Genomic DNA, 17,904 nt, shown 5'->3' with positions numbered 1-17,904 from the left:
GTCGCGCGCCACGGCACCGGGGTCGGTGTCTCAATTTGAGACGCCGACCGACGAACGCGGAGGAGCGCGCGAGGTACCTTCGGAGTGGCTTCGAGAAGGCCGCCGTGAGGCGGCGAGGAGGCGGCGATGGTGCCGACGCACGACGGGGCCCTGCCGGAGCGGTGGGGGCTGCAGGGATCGCCGGACGCGGGTCCCGTGTCCGGCCGCGTCATCGCGTCCTGGCAGCGCAGCGAGGACTACGGCGTGCCGCTCGAGTCGGTCGAGCCGTTCTTCGCGGGCACGAGGCGAGACGACTCGCTCTTCTCCCAGTGCGGCAACGAGGTGCTGACCGGCCTGCACGAGACCCTCTCCAACGAGCCGATCAGCCTCATGCTCACCGACGCCGACGGCCTCGTGCTCAACCGCTTGAGCGGTGACACCTCGCTGCTGCGGGCCCTCGACGCCGTCCACCTCGCACCGGGTTTCGCCTTCTCGGAGCGCGAGGCGGGCACCAACGGCCTCGGCATGGCGCTGGCCGACCGCACACCCTCGCTCGTCCGGGCGGACGAGCACTACTCGCTGAGCCTGTGCACCTACACGTGCGCGGCCGCGCCCGTTCTCGACCCCGTGACGGGGCGCCTCGAGGGCAGCGTCAACCTCACCACGTGGTCGCGGTCGCGGGGTGACCTGCTGCTCGCGCTGGCACAGTCCGCCGCGGGCAACACGGCCTCGCTCATGCTGGCCCGGTCCCGCGGGCAGAGCCCACGGCCGGCCCCGAAGGGGCAGGTGTTCCGCGTCGAGACCGCTCGTCTCGAGCCGGGCGCGGGGACCCTGCGCGGGCTGTCGGCGACGTGGCGTGGTGCCGTCGACCGGGCCGCCGACGCCATCACCCGCGGGCGCGTGGTGGCCGCCGTGGGCGAGACCGGGGCAGGCCGCGCGACGCTCCTCGCCCAGGCGCTGCGCCAAGCCCACCCCCGCGACCGCATCCTCAGCGTCAGCTCCCCCGACCCCGAGGACGTCGAGGCCTGGCTGGCCTCCTGGGCGCCCGAGATCAGCAAGCCGTGGACCTCGGTGGTCGTGCGCAACGTCGACGTGCTGCCTGCCGGGGCAGCGGCCTCGCTCGTGCGCGTGATGGGGACCCGGCACCCGGTGCCGGTGCCCGGGACGACGCCTGCGGCGCACGGCGGAGCCGGCGGGCGGTCGTGGTGCCTGACCGCCGAGTCCTTCGCCGACGTCCCCGCCGGCCTCGCACCGCAGGTCGACACGGTGGTCGAGGTGCCCCCGCTGCGCGAGCGCACCGAGGACGTCATGCCGCTGGCGCGACACGTCGCCGAACGCACGCGCGGACGCCCGATCGACTTCACGGCGGCGGCCGAGCGCGCGCTGACGAGCTGCGGCTGGCCGGGCAACGTCGACCAGCTCGTGCGGGCCGTCAGGCAGGCTGCGGGCCGTGGCGACGTCGTCGACCTCGCCCAGCTGCCGTCGGAGGTGTTGAGCGGCTCGCGCCGGCGCCTGACGCGGATCGAAGCGTTCGAGCGCGACGAGATCGTGCGGTGCCTCACCCGCCCGGGCACGACGATGAAGGTCGCGGCCGCCGAGCTCGGCATGAGCCGGGCGACCCTCTACCGCAAGCTCGCCCAATACGACCTGCACGCGCTGAAAGAGTGACGACCCGAACCACCTGGCCTTGCTAGGTTCGGGGCGTGGACATCACGAGGATCGGGCCCGACGACTGGCAGACGTTCCGGGAGGTGCGGCTCGCGTCGTTGGCGGGGTCGCCGGAGGCCTTCGGCTCGCGTCACGCCGACTGGGTCGAGGCCCCCGAGCCGCAGTGGCGGTCGCGCCTGACCACCGTGCCGCTGACCCTCCTGGCACAGGACGGCACGAACGTCGTCGGCGTCGTCAGCGGCCAGCGCGTCGGCGAGCACGAGGTCGAGCTGATCTCGATGTGGGTGGCACCCGCGGTCCGCGGCGCAGGGGTCGCACGCGCCCTCATCGACGCCGTGGTCGAGTGGGCCGACGGCCAGGACCGGTCGACGTTCCTCATGGTCCGCAGCGACAACGCGAGGGCACGCACCGCGTACGAGCGCGGGCTTCGTCGACCTGGGGGTGCCACCGGACTGGCCGTCCGACGAACCCGCGGAGAACCGGATGGAGCTGCGCCGCTGAACACGTCACCGGCTGCGCGAACAGGCAACTGGACGGCCGCGCAACGAAACAGCCCCTGACCGGCGTCTCCGCTGGTCAGGGGCTGTTCTGTGCTGGTGGGCGATACTGGGTTTGAACCAGTGACCTCTTCCGTGTCAAGGAAGCGCGCTACCGCTGCGCCAATCGCCCGTGGGTCCTGCTGTGGTGGTGCTGTACCGAGGTGGAGACGGGATTTGAACCCGTGTACGCGGCTTTGCAGGCCGCTGCCTCGCCTCTCGGCCACTCCACCGTGGAAGGCAAGTGGATCTTTGCCTCCGAGCGGACGACCGGGCTCGAACCGGCGACCTCAACCTTGGCAAGGTTGCGCTCTACCAACTGAGCTACGTCCGCGGAACACCAGCGGTGTAACTTCTCCGCTCGGTGCGAGGTAGACATTAGCCCATCGGTCCGGGCGACACAAAACCGGCCGTCGGACCACCGATCCGGGGGTCAGCGGCCGACCTCGCGCTCGTGCTCAGCCGGTGCCGCGACGCCCTCGTCGAGCTCGCGCTCGACGGCCTGCTGCAGCTCGGACGGTCGACCGTGCGTGTACTGGCGGTCCTCCGCCCGTCGTCGGGCGATCCAGTCCACGACCGACGTCGGCTCGTGCTCGCCGAGCTCGACCGGCCACAGGGTGCGCGAGGCGGAGTTGAGCCCGGCCCCGATGAGGATGGCGATGGCGAGGAAGTAGAGCCAGATGAGCAGCACGATCGGCGCCGTCAGAGGCCCGTAGATCGTCGTGCCGCCGAGGGAGGCCTCGAGCGAGACGCGGACGAGGTAGGAGGCACCGAGCCAGATGGCGAGGGCCAGCAGAGCGCCGGGGACGTCGCGGAGCCACGGCGCCCGGCGCGGCGTGGCCACGTGGTACAGCGTCGTCAGCGCGATGATGCTGAGCACCAGGACGGTCGGCCAGTAGAGGTAGCGCAGGAAGGCGAGCGAGTCGGGCAGCCAGTCGGACACGAGGACCGGACCGAGGAGCACGAGCGGCAGCAGGACGATTCCGGCGACCGTGCTCACCGTGTAGATGCCGAGGCTGAGGGCGCGCAGGCGGATGATCCCGCGAATGTCCTTCTGGCCGTACATGATCGACACGGTGTCGATGAAGACGTTGAGGGCGCGCGAGCCCGACCACAGCGACAGCAGGAAGCCGAGGGACACGATCTCGGGCCGTCCGCGACCCAGCACGTCCTCCACCGTGGGCACGAGCAGCTGGCTGATGCTGTCCTCGGTGAGGAAGCGTTCGGCGTACTCCCGGATCGTCGCGACGACCCGGGCGACGTTCTCAGGACCGATCCAGGCACTGACGTAGCCGAGCCCGCCGAAGAGCCCCAGCACGAGCGGCGGCAGCGAGAGCAGCATGAAGAACGCCGCCTCGGCGGCGAGTCCGGTGACCCGGTAGTCGAGGCAGACGTCGACGGTCCGCAGCGTCAGCCGGGCCGCGCCGAGCCCGCCCGGCACCCGACGCAGCACCGCGCGTACGCGCTTCTTGACCGTCATCGCCACGAATCTATCCGTGCGGGTGGGTCGTCGACGTGACCCGTGCGACACGCGTCCCACCGGCGCCGCCCGGGCGGGCGGCCTACCCTCGGCTGGTGAGCACACACGAGGTGACCAACCAGGCCCCGGAGTACGTCGGCGGCGACTTCCTCGCCGACGACGTCGCACTGGCAGAGGCCGTCGCCCGGTGGGCGGGCCAGTCCGCGATGCAGGAGCTCGCTGCCCTCGGGCGCCTGGCCGGCTCCGCGCAGGCACAGGAGCACGGCCGGCTCGCCGACGCCCACCGTCCGGTGCTGCGCACCCACGACGCCAGGGGCAACCGGGTCGACGAGGTGGAGTTCCACCCCTCGTGGCACTGGCTCATGACCCAGGCCGTGGGGGCCGGCCTGACGGCCGAGGCCTGGCTGTCACCGAGCGGATCGGGTGCCCACGTGCGCCGAGCCGCCGGCTTCGTCCTGTGGTCGCGTGTCGAGGCCGGGCACGGTTGCCCCGTCTCGATGACGTATGCCGCCGGGTCGGCCCTCCGGCACGACCCCACCCTCGGGGGGCGCTGGCTGCCCGCCCTCGCGAGCCGCTCCTACGACTTCGGCATCCGGCCGGTCACGACCAAGTCGGGCGCCGTCGCCGGCATGGGCATGACCGAGAAGCAGGGCGGGTCGGACGTCCGGGCCAACACGACCCGGGCCGTCGCGTCCCCCGGCGGACCGCTGCCGGGTGAGACCTACCGCCTCACCGGGCACAAGTGGTTCTGCTCGGCCCCCATGAGCGACGCGTTCCTCGTGCTCGCGCAGGCGCCGGGAGGCCTGACCTGCTTCGTCGTGCCGCGTGCCCTCGACGACGGCTCGCGCAACGTCTTCGCGCTCCAGCGCCTCAAGGACAAGCTCGGCAACCACTCGAACGCCTCGAGCGAGGTCGAGCTCGACGGCACGTGGGGCAGCCGGCTCGGTGACGAGGGGCGCGGCGTGCGCACCATCATCGACATGGTCGGCGCGACCCGACTGGACTGCGTGCTGGGGTCGACGGCCACGATGCGCGCCGCGGTGTCACGCGCGCTGCACCACGCCCGGCACCGCAGGGCCTTCGGTGCCCTGCTCGTCGACCAGCCGCTCATGCGCAACGTCCTCGCCGACCTCGCCCTCGAGGCCGAGGCCGCCACCGTGCTCGGCCTCCGCCTCGCCCGTGCGGTGGACGACGGCGAGAGCGAGCTGGCCCGCATCGGGGTCGCTCTGGGCAAGTTCTGGGTGTGCAAGCGCACCTCCTCGGTCGTCGCCGAGGCGCTCGAGTGCCTCGGCGGCAACGGCTACGTCGAGGAGAACGGGCTGGCGCGCCTCTACCGCGAGGCCCCGCTCAACTCGATCTGGGAGGGGTCCGGCAACGTCAACGCGCTGGACGTCATGCGCGCGGTCGGTCGTGAGCCGGCGAGCCTCGAGGCCCTGACCAAGGAGCTCCACGAGGTGCGGGGACGCAGCGCGGAGCTCGACGCGTACGTGGACTCCGCTCTCGCACAGGCTCGCTCGCTCGACCCGCTGTCCGCCGGGGCGGCCTTCGGTGCCCGCTCGGTGGTCGAGCGCCTCGCCCTCGCGCTGCAGGCGAGCCTGCTGGTGCGGCACTCCCCCGGCGCCGTCGCCGACGCCTTCGTGGCCAGCCGGATCGCCGGCCGCCGCGGCCACACCTTCGGCTCTCTCGACGTCGACCTCGCGGGAGCCACCGACGCCGTGCTGGACCGCGCCGGCTGAGCCGTCACCCACAGCTGGAACGGGCCGGACGGCATACGCCCCGGGACCACGTCCGTCAGCTGACGGCCAGGCGCTTCTTCTCGGCCTCGACGTCGAAGTCGGGCGGGGGCCACTCGAGGTTCATGCCGCGCAGGGCCTCGAGCAGGAGCTGCTGGACCGCCAGGCGGGCGTACCACTTGCGGTCGGCCGGCACGACGTGCCACGGCGCCCCCACCGTCGACGTCTTGTCGAGGACCGCCTGGTACGCCTCCATGTACGCGTCCCAGTGCCCCCGCTCGTCCACGTCACCCGGGTTGTACTTGTAGTACTTGTCCGGGCGGTCGAGACGCTCCATGAGGCGGTCCCTCTGCTCGTCCGTGGAGATGTGCATCATCACCTTGATGACCGTCGTTCCCGCGGCGATCACCTTGCGCTCGAAGGCGTTGATCTGGGCGTAACGCTTCGACCACACGGACTCGGGCACCAGCTCGTGCACCCGCACGACGAGGACGTCCTCGTAGTGCGACCGGTCGAACACGCCGAGCTGGCCGGGCTCGGGCAGCGCCTTCTCGATGCGCCAAAGGAAGTCGTGAGCGAGCTCCTCCTTCGTCGGAGCCTTGAAGCCGGTCGCCTTGACGCCCTGCGGGTTCACCGAGATGACGTGGCGCATGATGCCGCCCTTGCCCGACGTGTCCATCCCCTGAACGACGAGCAGCACGGACCGCCTGCCACCCTCGATGGAGTCGGCGAAGAGCCGTTCGAGCAGGTCGGACAGCTCCGTCTCGCACGCCTTGAGCGCCGCCTTGCCGTCCACCTTGTCGCCCGTGAAGCCGGGCGTGCCCGAGGTGTCGACGTCGGCGAGCACGAAGCCCTTGCCGACGCGGAGCGAGTTGACGACGTCCTTGATCTCCTGGACGGCCTCCTCCTCGTGGGCGGCGACCACGGCATCCTCGACAGCCTTCTCCTCGATCTCCGCCGCTGCCTTCTGGCTCTTCTTGCCCTTCTTGCCCTTGCCCATGCGGTCATCCTGCCCGAAAGGGCCGTGGTGCGACGGGATGCGCAGGCCCTGATCGGCAAGTGCCCCCGGCCGTCGCCGATACTGACGGGATGCGTCTGCTCGTCCCCGGCCGTTCCGGCCTGCCCGCCCTGGCCGACCTCGACGACGCGGCACTCTTCCGCGCCTACGCCTGCGCCGAGGAGCGCTGGGTGCGCTCCAACATGGTGACGTCGCTCGACGGCGGTGCGACCGGCCCCGACGGGAGGTCGGGATCGATCAACAACGATGCCGACCACGTCGTCTTCGAGGTGCTGCGGGCGCTGAGCCACGTCGTCGTCGTGGGAGCGGGCACCGTCCGCGCAGAGGGCTACCCGCCGCTGTCGGTCGACGACTCCCTCGTGGCGCTGCGTCGTGCCGCGGGGCTGCCCGACGTCCTGCCCCTCGTCGCAGTCAGCAACCGGGGCACCGTCCCGCCGACGCTGAGCGGGTGCCGGGACGGACGGGCGCTGCTGGCGACCACCGCCTCGGCCCCGGGGCTCGAACCGGCCCGGGACGACCTCGGCGCCGCCAACGTCCTCGTCTGCGGCGACGACGAGGTGGACCTGCACGTGCTCCTCGACGCCCTCCATGCGCGCGGGCTCGACCACGTGCTGACGGAGGGCGGCCCGGGCCTGCTGGGCTCGTTCCTCGCCGCGGGCGCGATCGACGAGCTGTGCTACACCGTGGTCCCGCGCGTCGTCGGCGCCGGCCCGCCCCGGACGGTGGGAGCCGACGGCACGCCGGCCGACCTCGACCTCGAGCTCCTCGTCGAGCAGGACGGCACGCTCATGGGGCGCTGGTTCGTGCGGCGCTGAGCACGCGCGCCGACTCGCGCGGAGGCACCGCTAGCCGGACGTCACGAACTCGCGCAGCACGCGCTCCCAGCGCTCGGGGTCGTAGTTCCACTCGCGGCAGTGGCGCGCGACGTCCCAGCGCTCGAAACGCACGAGGTCGGGGCGTCGCCCGGCGAGAGCCACCGCCGGTCCGATCGGCACGAAGTCGTCGCCGTCCGAGGCGATGACGAGCATCGGGTGGCGCAGCTCGTCCGCCCGGGCCACCCAGTCGGTGCGGGCCACGTCGATGGGCTCGCGAACGCCCACGAGGCGTCGGCTGCGGTGCGACCCGAGCAGACCGGACGCCATCCGCACGAGGGGGGCGGGCACGCGGCGCAACCTGCCGTGGTGACGCAGCACCACGCCCCAGTCGATGACGGCGGAGTCGAGCACGACACCCACCACGTACTCGGACAACGGGGAGTGGTCGAGCGTCTGCAGCACGATGGCTCCACCCATCGACCAACCGAGCAGGAGGATGCGGCGCGCCCCGTGCGACACGGCATACCCCATCGCCGCCTCGACGTCGCGCCACTCGGACAGCCCGAGGTTGTATCGCCCGTCCGGACCCAGCGGGGCGTCACGGTCGTTGCGGTAGGCGGCGACGAGACTGGTCCACCCGGCCTCGTGCAGCACCGGGACGGCGCGGAGCGTCTCCTCCTTGCGGGCGCCTCGCCCGTGGACCAGGACCGCCCAGTCCGAGCTGCTGCCGCGATTAGCGGGTCGCACGACCCACCCGGGCAGCGCGCCGACGTCGGAGACGATGCTCACGTCCTCGTCGGGCAGTCCGAGGCTCACCGAGGGCCGGTCCCAGAAGTAGTACTGGTTCCACCGGGCCGGTCCGACGGAGAGGGCGCCGCGGTCGACGGAGAGCAGGCGACGCGTGACCGACGTCGCGTCGCTCTCGAGGATGTCGCCCACGCGGGCGTGTCCCGCTCCCCCGTCCAGCCACACGCCGTAACGGCCCGGCACCACCGGGTCGGGCGCGGCGGCGAACGTCACGGACTCGTCGTCGTGGCGCAGGATCGCGACGTCGTCGGGCTGCAGCTCGTCGGGCGTGATCACCTTGCGCGCGAAGTACGCGGCCGCGGCGACCGAGCCGCCGGCCGCACCGAGCAGCGAGCCCGTGCCCGCAGCGGCAGCGACGAGCACCGGTCGCGAGACGAGCCTGCGCACCTGCACGCGCACATCGTCGCAAACGGGCCGCCGGACCCGTCGACGACGTGCCGCGCCGGGTGATTGTTCGCATTTGTCGGTATCAGGCGACTCGTCCGCGCCACCTACCTCTCGAGCGTCCCGGGGGGAGCAGCCGGGCACTCGGTGCGGGGGGAACACCGCGCACCACTTGCCGCAGTGTGTTTCGTCACGGAAGGAACATCCATGTTCACAGCCATTCGCCGCAGCGCCCTGACGCTCGCGGCCGCCGGAGCGCTCGTCGCGACGCCGGCCCTCGCGATGGGCGCCGGTGTCAGCCCGGCCAGCTACGACGCCTCGGTCGACCCGGGCGACACCGTGCACGTCACGAAGACCGTCACCACGCCCGAGATCCCGCCGAAGCCCGACATCGTCCTCGTCGTCGACGAGACCGGCAGCATGGGCCCCGCCATCGCGAACGTGAAGGCCGAGATGGGCTCGATCGTCTCCAGCGTGCAGACGGCGCAGCCGCAGGCACAGTTCGCGGTCGCGTCCTACAAGGACGTCTCGGACGGCACCGGCCTCTTCGAGGTCGAGTCGGGCCTGACCCCGAGCCAGGCGACGGCGCAGGCCGCCATCGACAGCCTCGTCGCCTCGGGAGGCGGCGACACGCCGGAGGGCCAGCTCAACGCGCTGTGGCAGGTGGGCTCGGGCGGCAACGCCATCGCCTTCCGTCCCGGTTCGTCACGCATCGTCGTGTGGTTCGGCGACGCGAGCGGACACGACCCGAGCGCAGGACACAGCGAGGCCGACGCCACCGCGTCGCTCGTCGGCGTGGGCGCCCAGGTCATCGCGATCAACGTCGCCTCCGGCGGTGGGGACGGCCTCAACGCCACCGGCCAGGCCCAGCGGATCGCCACGGCCACCTCGGGCTCGTTCTTCCCGAGCGTCACGCCCGGCAACGTGGCGAGCACGATCCTCGCCGGCCTGGGCAACCTGCCCGCCGAGGTCACCGCAGACGTCAGCTGCGACGCCGGGCTCTCGATCGCCCTCTCCCCCAGCCTTCCTCGCACGGTCACCAGCGGCGGCGACGTCGTCCTCGACGAGGCCGTCACCGTCGCCGCCGACGCGCCCCAGGGCTCGACGCTCGGGTGCACGACGACCTTCAGGATCAACGGCGCAGAGGCCGGACCCGAGTTCGTGCAGACGGTGAGCATCAAGGTCAACGACGTCACCCCGCCCACCGTCTCGTGCGGGCCCGGCGTCAACCCCGACGGCCACACGCCCGGCGGCTGGCGCAACGCCGGCTTCTTCGAGATGGTCGCCGCGGACAACCTGCCCGGCGTCACCGTCGCCATCACCGACAACGCCACCGGCACCACGTTCCGGCCCTACGCCGCCGGCACCTACCTGAAGCTGACCCAGGCGCCGGGGACGACGGCATCGAGCGTCACCCCGTTCGCCGGCGCCGTCGACTGGCACTTCACCTTCAAGGGTGACGCCACGCTCACCGCCACCGACGCGGCCGGCAACACGGCCACCGCCACCTGCGCAGTCCCACCGAAGCAGAAGTAGCCGACCCGACCGCGCCACGTCACCCGGGCACAAACCCGGGTGACGTGGCGTTGGTCTGGACATGAGCGACGAGAGCACCCACAGCACGACCACGCCGTACGCCGTCCAGCGCACCGAGGACGAGTGGCGCGCCGCCCTGACCCCGGCCGAGTACCAGGTGCTGCGACAGGCCGGCACCGAGCCGGCGTTCCGCGGCGAGTACACCGACACCAAGACCAAGGGCGTCTACTCCTGCCGCGCCTGCGGCGCCGAGCTGTTCCGCAGCGACACGAAGTTCGAGTCGCACTGCGGCTGGCCGTCCTTCTACTCCCCGCTCGCCGGTGACTCCGTCGAGTACATCGAGGACCGCAGCTTCGGCATGAAGCGCGTCGAGGTGCGCTGCGCCACGTGCGGGTCGCACCTCGGGCACGTGTTCGAGGGCGAGGGCTACGACACCCCCACCGACCAGCGCTACTGCATCAACTCGATCTCCCTGCGGCTGCAGCCCGACGAGGACGGCGCCGCGCCGGCCTGACCGGCTGCTGCGCGGCCAGGGCCCGCTCGCCTAGATTCGTCCCATGGTCGACGACGGCGACATCCGCATCGGCACGGCCGAGCGTGAGGAGGCCCTGGCCGCCCTGGCGGAGCACCACGCGGCCGGGCGCCTCGACGCGAACGAGTACGAGGACCGTCGCGGCCGCGCGAACGACGCCGTCGTGCGTCGTGAGCTCACGGCGCTCTTCGTCGACCTGCCCGAACCCCGGCCGAAGCTACGTCCCGCCCGCGGCAGTGCCGTCGCCCACACCGCGGCCCCGGGCCGGACGTCGGCGCAGGGCAAGCTGGCGCGCACGCTCGTCAGTCTGTCGCCGTTCATCGCGATCGCCGCGTTCTTCCTGACGAAGTCGTGGCTCGCGTTCCTGCTCATCCCCGTCATCGCCATCCTTGCCAGGGCGCTCGACGACTGAGCGGGGCCGCGGTCAGCGCAGGTTCGCGACCAGCTCGGCCGCGCTCACCTTCGGGCCGGTGAAGAAGGGGATCTCCTCGCGCACGTGGCGACGGGCGCGCGACGCGCGCAGCTCTCGCATGAGGTCGACGATGCGGTGCAGCTCGTCGGCCTCGAAGGCGAGCAGCCACTCGTAGTCGCCGAGCGCGAAGGAGGCGATCGTGTTGGCCCGCACGTCGGGGAAGTCGCGCGCCATCTGGCCGTGCTCGCGCAGCAGGTCGCGTCGCTCGTCGTCCTCGAGCAGGTACCACTCGTAGGAGCGCACGAAGGGGTAGACGCAGACGTACTTGCGGGCGACCTCGTCGGCCATGAAGGCCGGGATGTGGCTCTTGTTGAACTCGGCCGGCCGGTGCAGCGCGGCGTTGCTCCAGACCGGCTCCAGGTGCTGGCCGAGCTCGGTGCGCAGCAGCCGGTGGTAGGCCGACTGCAGCTGCTCGATCGTCTCGGCGTGCCACCAGACCATGAAGTCGGCATCGCCACGCAGGCCCGCGACGTCGTAGATGCCGCGGACGACGACGCCCTCGCCGTCGATCTCGGCGAGGAAGGCCTCGAGCTCGCCCAGCAGCTTCTCGCGGTCGTCGCCCAGCGGCGTCACCGTGCTGAAGACCGACCACATGCAGTAGCGGATCGTGTCGTTGATCTCTCGCATCCGGGCCGGGGTCATGCGCTCGCTCATGACCCCATCATCCCAAGACCGTCCGGGCACTGCCCACGCGGGTCAGGACGGCGCGGGCCGCGGCCCTCCCGGACGCGATGCACGCGGGTATGCCGACGCCGTCGTAGGCCGCCCCGCACAGCGCGAGCCCCGGCGGCAGGTCACGCGTGGGCGCCAGCCGCGCACGGTGCCCGACGGCATACTGCGGCAGGCCGCCACCCCAGCGCTGGACGTGGGCGGCGGCAGGCCCGGGAAGCCCCTCGCCCAGGACGGTGCGCAGGTCGGCGAGCGCCACCTCGACGAGCTCGGCGTCGCTGCGCTGCAGCGACGCCTCCTCGCGGTGCCGACCGACCGACGCGCGCAGGTAGGTGCGGTCAGGGTGGGCCTGCGCCAGCCACGGCCACTTGAGCGAGCTGAAGGTCGACGCCTTGATGGTCAGCGGCTCGGTCGGGGGCACGAGGAAGCCGCTGCCGTCCAGCTCGGGCGGGACGGGGCCCTCCAGCGCGAAGGTGATGATGGCCATCGAGGCGTACTCGACGGTGGCGAGCGCCTCGGCGGCCGACGGCGCCACGTGGCGCAGCAGGCGTGACGCCGGCGCAGCGGGTGCGGCCAGCACCACGTCGTCGAAGCGCTCGCGCCGGACATCGGTCGTGGGGCCGGTGGAGACGAGCCAGCCGGTGCCGTCCGCCTCGAGCTCACGGACCAGGGCGCCGGTGCGGACGTCGACCCCCGCCTCGGCCAGCCTGGCGCCGAGCAGCTCCGGCAACGTGCCCAGACCCCCGACGAGCGACGCGAAGACCGGCAGCGCCGCCATCGGCCCGTTCGCCGCCGCGGCCACGGCATCCCGCGCGACATCGGTCAACGACCTCCCCTCGCGGGCAGCTGCTGCGAGCGCAGGCACCGCCTGCTCGACGGAGATCTCGCGGGCGTGACCGGCATAGACGCCGGCGAGCAGGGGCTCCACGAGGCGGTCGGTCACCGCTGGCCCCAGCCGGGCGTCGACGAGGTCCCCGACAGAGAGGTCCCCCTCACGCGGACCTTCGACGACCTCGTGGACGAGGCGCTGCACCTCGTCGTCGTCGAGGAGACCGCGCACCGACTCGGGGTCCGAGGGCACACCCATGACGGTGCCCTTGGGCATCGGCCAGCGGGTCCCGCGCGAGACGATCGATGCGCCGACTGCCGCCGGGTGCGTGGTGAGCTCGGCGACACCGAGCTCCTCGAAGAGGGTCAGCGCCTCCGGTCGTCGGGCCAGCACCGACTCGGCGCCCACGTCGATGCGGGCACCCCCGACGTCCGCGAGGCGCAGCTTGCCACCGACCCGGTCGCTCCCCTCGAGAAGCGTGACCTGCACGTCGGCCCCGGGGCGCGTGAGCTCCCACGCGGCGGCCAGTCCGCTGATGCCCCCACCGATGACCGCGACCGTCCTTGCCATGGGGTCACTCTCCCACCCGCGAGCACGGCTTCGACGGTCGGGTGCGCGGGCTGCGGGGCACGACAGGGCATGGTGAGGGCATGATCCACACCGCCCTGCTCGCAGCCCCACCCGCCGCGGACCTGTCCGGGCTGGTCGGCGTCGCCTACCGCGTCATCCAGGCGTTGGGCGAGTGGGGGGTGGCCGCCCTCACCTTCGTCGAGACGGTGCTGCCACCGATCCCGAGCGAGGTGGTGCTGCCCATGGCGGGCTTCATCTCGCGCCAGGGGCAGCTCGGTCTCGCCCTGCTGCTCGTGACGAGCACGCTCGGTTCCTACCTGGGTGCCCTCGCCCTCTACCTGCTCGCCGCGCGACTCGGCCAGGAACGCGCCATCGACGTCATGGCCAGGCTGCCCCTCGTCGACCGGCGCGACTTCGAGCGCGCGACCACGTGGTTCGAGCAGCACGGTCGCCGGTCGATCTTCTTCGGCAGGCTCGTGCCCGGGGTGCGGAGCCTGGTGTCGCTGCCGGCGGGCGCGGTTCACATGCCGCTGGCCCGGTTCAGCGTCTTCACCGTCGCCGGCAGCGCCATCTGGAACGGGCTGCTCATCGGGCTCGGCTGGGTGCTCGGATCGCGCTACGAGCTCGTCGACCGCTACTCCTCGGTGCTCGACTGGGTCGTCGGGCTCGTGGTCGCCGGTCTGGTCGTCTGGCTGGTGGTGCGACGCGTGCGCCGAGCCCGCTGACCCGAGCCCGCTGACCCGAGCCCGCTGACCCGAGCCCGCTGACGGGCCCCGCGCCGACCGGACGTCGCAACGTTCTGGCGCGTGCGCGTGTCTCTGGACACAAGGAGGTCGCCACGGCACCCGTGCCCGCCAGCGGGCGACGCACGGGCGGCGACCCGTCGAAAGGGCTCGCCATGACCGCCACCTCACACCTCCCCCGGCTCTCGTCCGTGCCTCCGGCACGCCGGCGCACGCTCGCGGTCATCGCCGTGACGGTCGTGGTCCTCGCGCTGGCGTTCGCGCTGGGGTCGCGGGCGCTCCAACGGTCGGGGTCCACGGCGGGGCCTGCGGCCGGCTTCGGGTCCACCACCGGTTCGAGCAGCGTGGCCGGCACTGCAGAGTCCTCTCGCGACGGTGCCGCGGTCGGGCTGGGGGCGCCGTCCGTCAGCCCACCGTCGCAACCCGGTACGGCGAAGGCGCCCGCTGACGCCGCCGGAGCCGGGAGCCTCGCCGGGGTGGTGACGGCCAAGATCGCCCGCACCGCCTGGCTCGGCATCAAGGTGACCGACCTGACGGGCTCCGCGGCCCGTGCCCGAGTCATCGCCACCGGCGCGGGTGGGCAGGTCACCTCCGAGAACGTCGTCACGAGCATCGACCCGACGGGGGGCCGGCGCTCGGCCGAGCAGCGCACCGGGTCCGGCGCCTCGGTGCCGGACGTCGGCGTGGACGAGGCCCGGATGGTGCTCAACGTGCCGGCGAAGGCGCTGGACCAGGTGCTCACCGACCTGTCGAAGATCGGGTCGGTGAGCTACCGCTCGTCGCAGTCCGAGGACGTCACCGACACCTACGTCGACACGAAGGCCCGCATCGAGCCGATGCGTGACGGCATCGAACGCGTACGGGCCCTGCTGGCCAAGACGACCGACCTGCAGCAGGTCATCACGCTCGAGAGCGAGCTGACCCGACGCCAGGCTGACCTCGACTCGCTGACCCAGCGTCTGGCCCAGCTCGACCAGATGACGACGACGAGCGACGTGACACTGACCCTGTGGACCGACGCCACGACGCCGGCTGCCGGCTCGGACGAGGGGATCACCGGCGGCCTGCGCACCGCCTGGGACAGCCTGCTGGGGTCGGTGACCGTGATCCTGACGGGACTCGCGGCGCTGCTGCCGTGGCTCGTCGTCCTCGTCCCGGTCACGCTGCTGGTCCTGCGCTACCGGCGTCGTCACGCCGTGGTCGCCCCGGCGGTTCCCGTGGCGCCGGCAGCGCCGGCAGCGACGGCAGCGACGGCAGCGACGGGGACGAAGGACCCCGAGCCGGAGCCGGTGGGCGCGCCGGCGAAGGTCGGCACCGACCCTGTCGAGTGACGCCGCTGGACGAGGGTGGGGCGGCTCGGTCTAGCGCCCGAGCCGCCCACGCACCATGTCGGCCGCCTGACGGATCTCCTTGACCCGCATGGCGTGCGCGAGGCCCAGGTAGATCACGAGGAACACCAGGCCCACGAGACCGATCTCCAGCGAGCTGGCGAACATGCGCTTCGCGGTCGACGACGAGGAGTCGACGACGCTGCTCGTGATCGGCTCGAGCACCTGGGTGGCGCCCCACGCCACGACCCCCGCCACGGCCGCCGCGATGCCGACCCTCGAGGCGGTGACCACGGCGCTCATGAGGCCCAGCGAACCGGTGCGTCGGCGCAGGAGGTAGAGACCGACGCCCGAGCTGACGACGTTGCCGACGGTCTGCCCCATCGCCATGACCCCGATGGCCCACACCGGGTTGATGAACAGGGTGATGACGCCCGCGACGGCACTGATGCCGGTCAGCAGCACCTGCATGACCACGGTCGGCTTGCCGTCCTCCAGAGCGAAGAACATGCGGTAGCAGAGCAGGTCGAGCCCGAAGGGGATGAGCCCGAGGATCATGATGACGAGCACGCTGGCCGACACGTCGACCGAACGAGGGTCGTTGACCGCCACCCCTGGGTTGAGCAGGGCCACGATCGGGTTGGCCAGCACGATGACCGCGACCATGACCGGCACGTTGGCGACGAGTGGCACCGTCAGGCCGGTGCGGAAGTAGCGACGCAGGCCCGCCCGGTCGCCGGCCGCGGCGGCCGCCGAGAACCGCGGGAAGAGCGACGTGATGACCGACACCGTGATGAAGGCGTGCGGGAGCATGAACAGCGTGAAGGCGATGCTGTAGGCCATCGGCCCGCGGGCGGCGCCGGCCAGCCCCAGCTCCTTGGCATGGGCCGTGGCGTTGTTGAGCACGCCCTGGCTGATGAAGAAGCCGACCTGCGAGACGGCGAGACCGCCGAAAGCCCAGAGTGCCAGGCGGCTCACGCCGCCGAGACCCACGCCCCGCAGCCCCCAGCGGGGCCGGTAGCGAAAGCCCGTGCGGCGCAGCGCCGGCACGAGGGAGAGTGCCTGGACGACGACCGACAACGTCGCCGAGCCGGCGAACAGCCAGATCATCGGGCCGGTCCATTCCGCCGGGTCACGCGGACCGGGGCGGCCCGGACCCGCCGGGCGGTGCTGCGGGAAGACGACGATGAACAGCAGGAGCCCGGCGACCGCGACGACGTTGGCGATGAAGGGCGCCCAGGCGAAGGCCCCGAACCGACCTCGCGCGTTGAGGATCTGGCCGAGCAGGGCGAACAGGCCGTAGAAGAAGATCTGCGGCAGGCAGATGAGCGAGAACGCGAGCGCCAGCTGCTTGAAGTCGGGTGAGCTGTTGCGGGCGAGGAGCCACACGAACGCGCCGGCCCCGGCCGTCACGAGGACGGTGATGAGGGCCATCCCCGCCAGCGCCACGGTGATGACGCGGTCGGTGAACTCCTGGCCGCCGTCCTCGAGCTTCATCGCCCGCGCCAGCGACGGGATGAGCACCGCGTTGAGGATGCCGCCGGCCGCGAGCACGTAGAGGACGTTGGGCAGCGTGTTCGCCAGCGAGAAGGCGTCACCCGCCAGCTGCGCCCCGATGATCGCGGTGATGAGCGCGTTGCGCACGACCCCGAGGATGCGGGACGCCACCGACCCGCCGAGCATCGTGAGGCTCGAGCGGGCGACCGAGGGTGCCGCGGACACGGTGGGGGCTGCCGTCATGGGCGGCTCGAGCACTCGTGCACGAGCGCGGTGACCCGGGTGAGCACGTCGGGGTCGACCTCGGGCAGCACCCCGTGACCGAGGTTGAAGATGTGGCCGGGCGCGCGGCGACCCTCCTCGACGATCTCGCGGACGCGACGCTCGAGAGCGTCCCACGGCGCGAAGAGCAGGGCGGGGTCGAGGTTGCCCTGGACGGCATACGTCGGCCCGAGGCGCTCGATGGCGTCGGTGAGCGACACGCGGTAGTCGACGCCGACGACGTCGGCGCCGGCCTCGCCCATGAGGGTGAGCAGCTCCCCGGTGCCGACACCGAAGTGGATGCGCGGCACGTCGAGGTCGGCGACGGCGCCCAGCGCCACGGTGGAGTGCGGCAGCGCCCTGGCCTGGTAGTCGGCGCGGGACAGGGCCCCGGCCCAGGAGTCGAAGAGCTGGACGGCGCTCGCCCCTGCCTCGGCCTGCACGCGCAGGAACTCGCCCGAGATCTGGGCGAGGCGCCCGCACAGGGCGTCCCACAGCTCGGGGTCGCCGTGCATGAGGGCCTTCGTCTTCTCGTGGTTCTTCGAGGGGCCGCCCTCGACGAGGTAGGACGCGAGGGTGAACGGTGCCCCGGCGAAGCCGATGAGCGGTGTCTCGCCGAGCTCGGCGACGAGCAGCCGCACGGCCTCGGTGATGAAGGGGACGTGGTCGGGCGTGAGCGGCACGAGCTGGTCGAGGTCGGCGCGCGAGCGGATCGGGCGGGCCACGACCGGGCCCACGCCGGGCACGATGTCGAGGTCGACCCCGATCGCCTTGAGCGGCACGACGATGTCGCTGAAGAAGATCGCCGCGTCGACGCCGTGGCGACGCACCGGCTGGAGCGTGATCTCGGTGACGAGCTCGGGGCGCATGCACGACTCGAGCATCGGGATGCCCTTGCGGACGGCGCGGTACTCGGGCAGCGAACGGCCGGCCTGCCGCATGAACCACACGGGCGTCCGCGTGACCGACTCACGGCGGGCGGCCCGCACGAGGTCGCTCTGGCGGGTGGCTGTCGGGGCAGAGGTCGGCACCGGACAATCCTGCCAC

General features: G+C 72.3%; 16 protein-coding genes and 3 tRNA genes. 9 read left to right on the top strand and 10 right to left on the bottom strand.

What is annotated here, in order from left to right; all coding sequences use genetic code 11:
- The first annotated feature begins 126 nt into the window (after nt 1–126).
- Nucleotides 127–1,647 (top strand): AAA-type ATPase lid domain-containing protein, encoded by a 1,521-nt coding sequence (locus tag ACYVNR_RS11275; RefSeq protein ID WP_461048156.1) that lies wholly within the window; start codon nt 127–129, stop codon nt 1,645–1,647.
- A 35-nt stretch (nt 1,648–1,682) separates the two neighbouring features.
- Entirely contained in the window at nt 1,683–2,207 is a 525-nt protein-coding gene (locus ACYVNR_RS11270; RefSeq protein ID WP_461048154.1) for a GNAT family N-acetyltransferase, read from the top strand.
- Between the two features lie 34 nt (nt 2,208–2,241).
- On the opposite strand, the gene ACYVNR_RS11265 is transcribed toward ACYVNR_RS11270, so the two are convergent.
- From ACYVNR_RS11265 to ACYVNR_RS11250, 4 genes are all read right to left on the bottom strand, one after another.
- Nucleotides 2,242–2,316, bottom strand: a tRNA-Val gene (locus ACYVNR_RS11265).
- A gap of 29 nt (nt 2,317–2,345) precedes the next feature.
- Nucleotides 2,346–2,416, bottom strand: a tRNA-Cys gene (locus ACYVNR_RS11260).
- A gap of 28 nt (nt 2,417–2,444) precedes the next feature.
- A tRNA-Gly gene (locus tag ACYVNR_RS11255) sits at nt 2,445–2,517 on the bottom strand.
- 99 nt (nt 2,518–2,616) lie between these two features.
- Nucleotides 2,617–3,663 carry a YihY/virulence factor BrkB family protein gene (locus ACYVNR_RS11250; protein WP_045187883.1) on the bottom strand — a complete coding sequence of 349 codons (1,047 nt, stop codon included), beginning with the start codon at nt 3,661–3,663 and terminating at the stop codon, nt 2,617–2,619.
- 95 nt (nt 3,664–3,758) lie between these two features.
- Between ACYVNR_RS11250 and ACYVNR_RS11245 the strand changes: the two genes are divergently transcribed.
- Nucleotides 3,759–5,399 (top strand): acyl-CoA dehydrogenase family protein, encoded by a 1,641-nt coding sequence (locus ACYVNR_RS11245; RefSeq protein WP_461048152.1) that lies wholly within the window; start codon nt 3,759–3,761, stop codon nt 5,397–5,399.
- Between the two features lie 55 nt (nt 5,400–5,454).
- On the opposite strand, the gene ACYVNR_RS11240 is transcribed toward ACYVNR_RS11245, so the two are convergent.
- On the bottom strand, nt 5,455–6,396 hold the full coding sequence (locus tag ACYVNR_RS11240) for a polyphosphate kinase 2 family protein (protein WP_461048150.1): 942 nt from the start codon (nt 6,394–6,396) through the stop codon (nt 5,455–5,457).
- Between the two features lie 89 nt (nt 6,397–6,485).
- Between ACYVNR_RS11240 and ACYVNR_RS11235 the strand changes: the two genes are divergently transcribed.
- Nucleotides 6,486–7,229, top strand: a complete 744-nt coding sequence (locus tag ACYVNR_RS11235) for a dihydrofolate reductase family protein (protein WP_045187877.1) — start codon at nt 6,486–6,488, stop codon at nt 7,227–7,229.
- A gap of 30 nt (nt 7,230–7,259) precedes the next feature.
- On the opposite strand, the gene ACYVNR_RS11230 is transcribed toward ACYVNR_RS11235, so the two are convergent.
- Nucleotides 7,260–8,429 (bottom strand): alpha/beta hydrolase family protein, encoded by a 1,170-nt coding sequence (locus ACYVNR_RS11230; RefSeq protein WP_461048148.1) that lies wholly within the window; start codon nt 8,427–8,429, stop codon nt 7,260–7,262.
- A 198-nt stretch (nt 8,430–8,627) separates the two neighbouring features.
- Here ACYVNR_RS11230 and ACYVNR_RS11225 point away from each other — a divergent pair, with 198 nt between their 5' ends.
- The 3 genes from ACYVNR_RS11225 to ACYVNR_RS11215 all read left to right on the top strand — a co-directional run bounded on the left by ACYVNR_RS11225 (nt 8,628) and on the right by ACYVNR_RS11215 (nt 10,900).
- A complete protein-coding gene (locus tag ACYVNR_RS11225; RefSeq protein WP_461048146.1) occupies nt 8,628–9,956 on the top strand; it encodes a vWA domain-containing protein in 1,329 nt (442 codons plus the stop codon).
- Nucleotides 9,957–10,017: 61 nt separating this feature from the next.
- Complete coding sequence (gene msrB / locus ACYVNR_RS11220) at nt 10,018–10,470, top strand: peptide-methionine (R)-S-oxide reductase MsrB (RefSeq protein ID WP_461048145.1); 453 nt, start codon at nt 10,018–10,020, stop codon at nt 10,468–10,470.
- A 43-nt stretch (nt 10,471–10,513) separates the two neighbouring features.
- The gene (locus ACYVNR_RS11215; protein ID WP_461048144.1) at nt 10,514–10,900 is read left to right on the top strand and encodes a DUF1707 domain-containing protein; all 387 of its coding nucleotides are present in this window, start codon (nt 10,514–10,516) and stop codon (nt 10,898–10,900) included.
- Between the two features lie 12 nt (nt 10,901–10,912).
- Here ACYVNR_RS11215 and hemQ read toward each other — a convergent pair whose 3' ends face one another.
- Both hemQ and hemG read right to left on the bottom strand, forming a co-directional pair.
- Nucleotides 10,913–11,614: a hydrogen peroxide-dependent heme synthase gene (gene hemQ, locus ACYVNR_RS11210; RefSeq protein WP_045187869.1), complete on the bottom strand. Its 702-nt coding sequence runs from the start codon at nt 11,612–11,614 to the stop codon at nt 10,913–10,915.
- A 7-nt stretch (nt 11,615–11,621) separates the two neighbouring features.
- Entirely contained in the window at nt 11,622–13,028 is a 1,407-nt protein-coding gene (gene hemG / locus ACYVNR_RS11205) for a protoporphyrinogen oxidase (protein ID WP_461048142.1), read from the bottom strand.
- An 80-nt stretch (nt 13,029–13,108) separates the two neighbouring features.
- Between hemG and ACYVNR_RS11200 the strand changes: the two genes are divergently transcribed.
- Together ACYVNR_RS11200 and ACYVNR_RS11195 are read left to right on the top strand one after the other, a co-directional pair.
- Nucleotides 13,109–13,753, top strand: a complete 645-nt coding sequence (locus ACYVNR_RS11200) for a DedA family protein (protein ID WP_458801987.1) — start codon at nt 13,109–13,111, stop codon at nt 13,751–13,753.
- A 173-nt stretch (nt 13,754–13,926) separates the two neighbouring features.
- Nucleotides 13,927–15,102, top strand: a complete 1,176-nt coding sequence (locus tag ACYVNR_RS11195) for a DUF4349 domain-containing protein (protein ID WP_461048139.1) — start codon at nt 13,927–13,929, stop codon at nt 15,100–15,102.
- A gap of 30 nt (nt 15,103–15,132) precedes the next feature.
- Here ACYVNR_RS11195 and murJ read toward each other — a convergent pair whose 3' ends face one another.
- Together murJ and hemE are read right to left on the bottom strand one after the other, a co-directional pair.
- On the bottom strand, nt 15,133–16,839 hold the full coding sequence (murJ, locus tag ACYVNR_RS11190) for a murein biosynthesis integral membrane protein MurJ (protein WP_461048138.1): 1,707 nt from the start codon (nt 16,837–16,839) through the stop codon (nt 15,133–15,135).
- The gene (gene hemE / locus ACYVNR_RS11185; RefSeq protein WP_045187861.1) at nt 16,836–17,888 is read right to left on the bottom strand and encodes a uroporphyrinogen decarboxylase; all 1,053 of its coding nucleotides are present in this window, start codon (nt 17,886–17,888) and stop codon (nt 16,836–16,838) included. The genes murJ and hemE overlap by 4 nt, the downstream gene beginning before the upstream one ends.
- Nucleotides 17,889–17,904: the final 16 nt, after the last annotated feature.

It is taken from the genome of Terrabacter koreensis, from assembly GCF_054783315.1.
This window is presented reverse-complemented; position numbering and strand designations above follow the sequence as displayed.

Excerpts from the sequence above, each read along its gene's own strand:
- murJ (WP_461048138.1), bottom strand. The coding sequence starts at position 16,839 with ATGACGGCAGCCCCCACCGTGTCCGCGGCACCCTCGGTCGCCCGCTCG.
- hemG (WP_461048142.1), bottom strand. The coding sequence starts at position 13,028 with ATGGCAAGGACGGTCGCGGTCATCGGTGGGGGCATCAGCGGACTGGCC.
- msrB (WP_461048145.1), top strand. The coding sequence starts at position 10,018 with ATGAGCGACGAGAGCACCCACAGCACGACCACGCCGTACGCCGTCCAG.
- ACYVNR_RS11225 (WP_461048146.1), top strand. The coding sequence starts at position 8,628 with ATGTTCACAGCCATTCGCCGCAGCGCCCTGACGCTCGCGGCCGCCGGA.
- hemQ (WP_045187869.1), bottom strand. The coding sequence starts at position 11,614 with ATGAGCGAGCGCATGACCCCGGCCCGGATGCGAGAGATCAACGACACG.
- ACYVNR_RS11235 (WP_045187877.1), top strand. The coding sequence starts at position 6,486 with ATGCGTCTGCTCGTCCCCGGCCGTTCCGGCCTGCCCGCCCTGGCCGAC.
- ACYVNR_RS11240 (WP_461048150.1), bottom strand. The coding sequence starts at position 6,396 with ATGGGCAAGGGCAAGAAGGGCAAGAAGAGCCAGAAGGCAGCGGCGGAG.
- ACYVNR_RS11250 (WP_045187883.1), bottom strand. The coding sequence starts at position 3,663 with ATGACGGTCAAGAAGCGCGTACGCGCGGTGCTGCGTCGGGTGCCGGGC.
- ACYVNR_RS11200 (WP_458801987.1), top strand. The coding sequence starts at position 13,109 with ATGATCCACACCGCCCTGCTCGCAGCCCCACCCGCCGCGGACCTGTCC.
- ACYVNR_RS11215 (WP_461048144.1), top strand. The coding sequence starts at position 10,514 with ATGGTCGACGACGGCGACATCCGCATCGGCACGGCCGAGCGTGAGGAG.
- ACYVNR_RS11275 (WP_461048156.1), top strand. The coding sequence starts at position 127 with ATGGTGCCGACGCACGACGGGGCCCTGCCGGAGCGGTGGGGGCTGCAG.
- ACYVNR_RS11195 (WP_461048139.1), top strand. The coding sequence starts at position 13,927 with ATGACCGCCACCTCACACCTCCCCCGGCTCTCGTCCGTGCCTCCGGCA.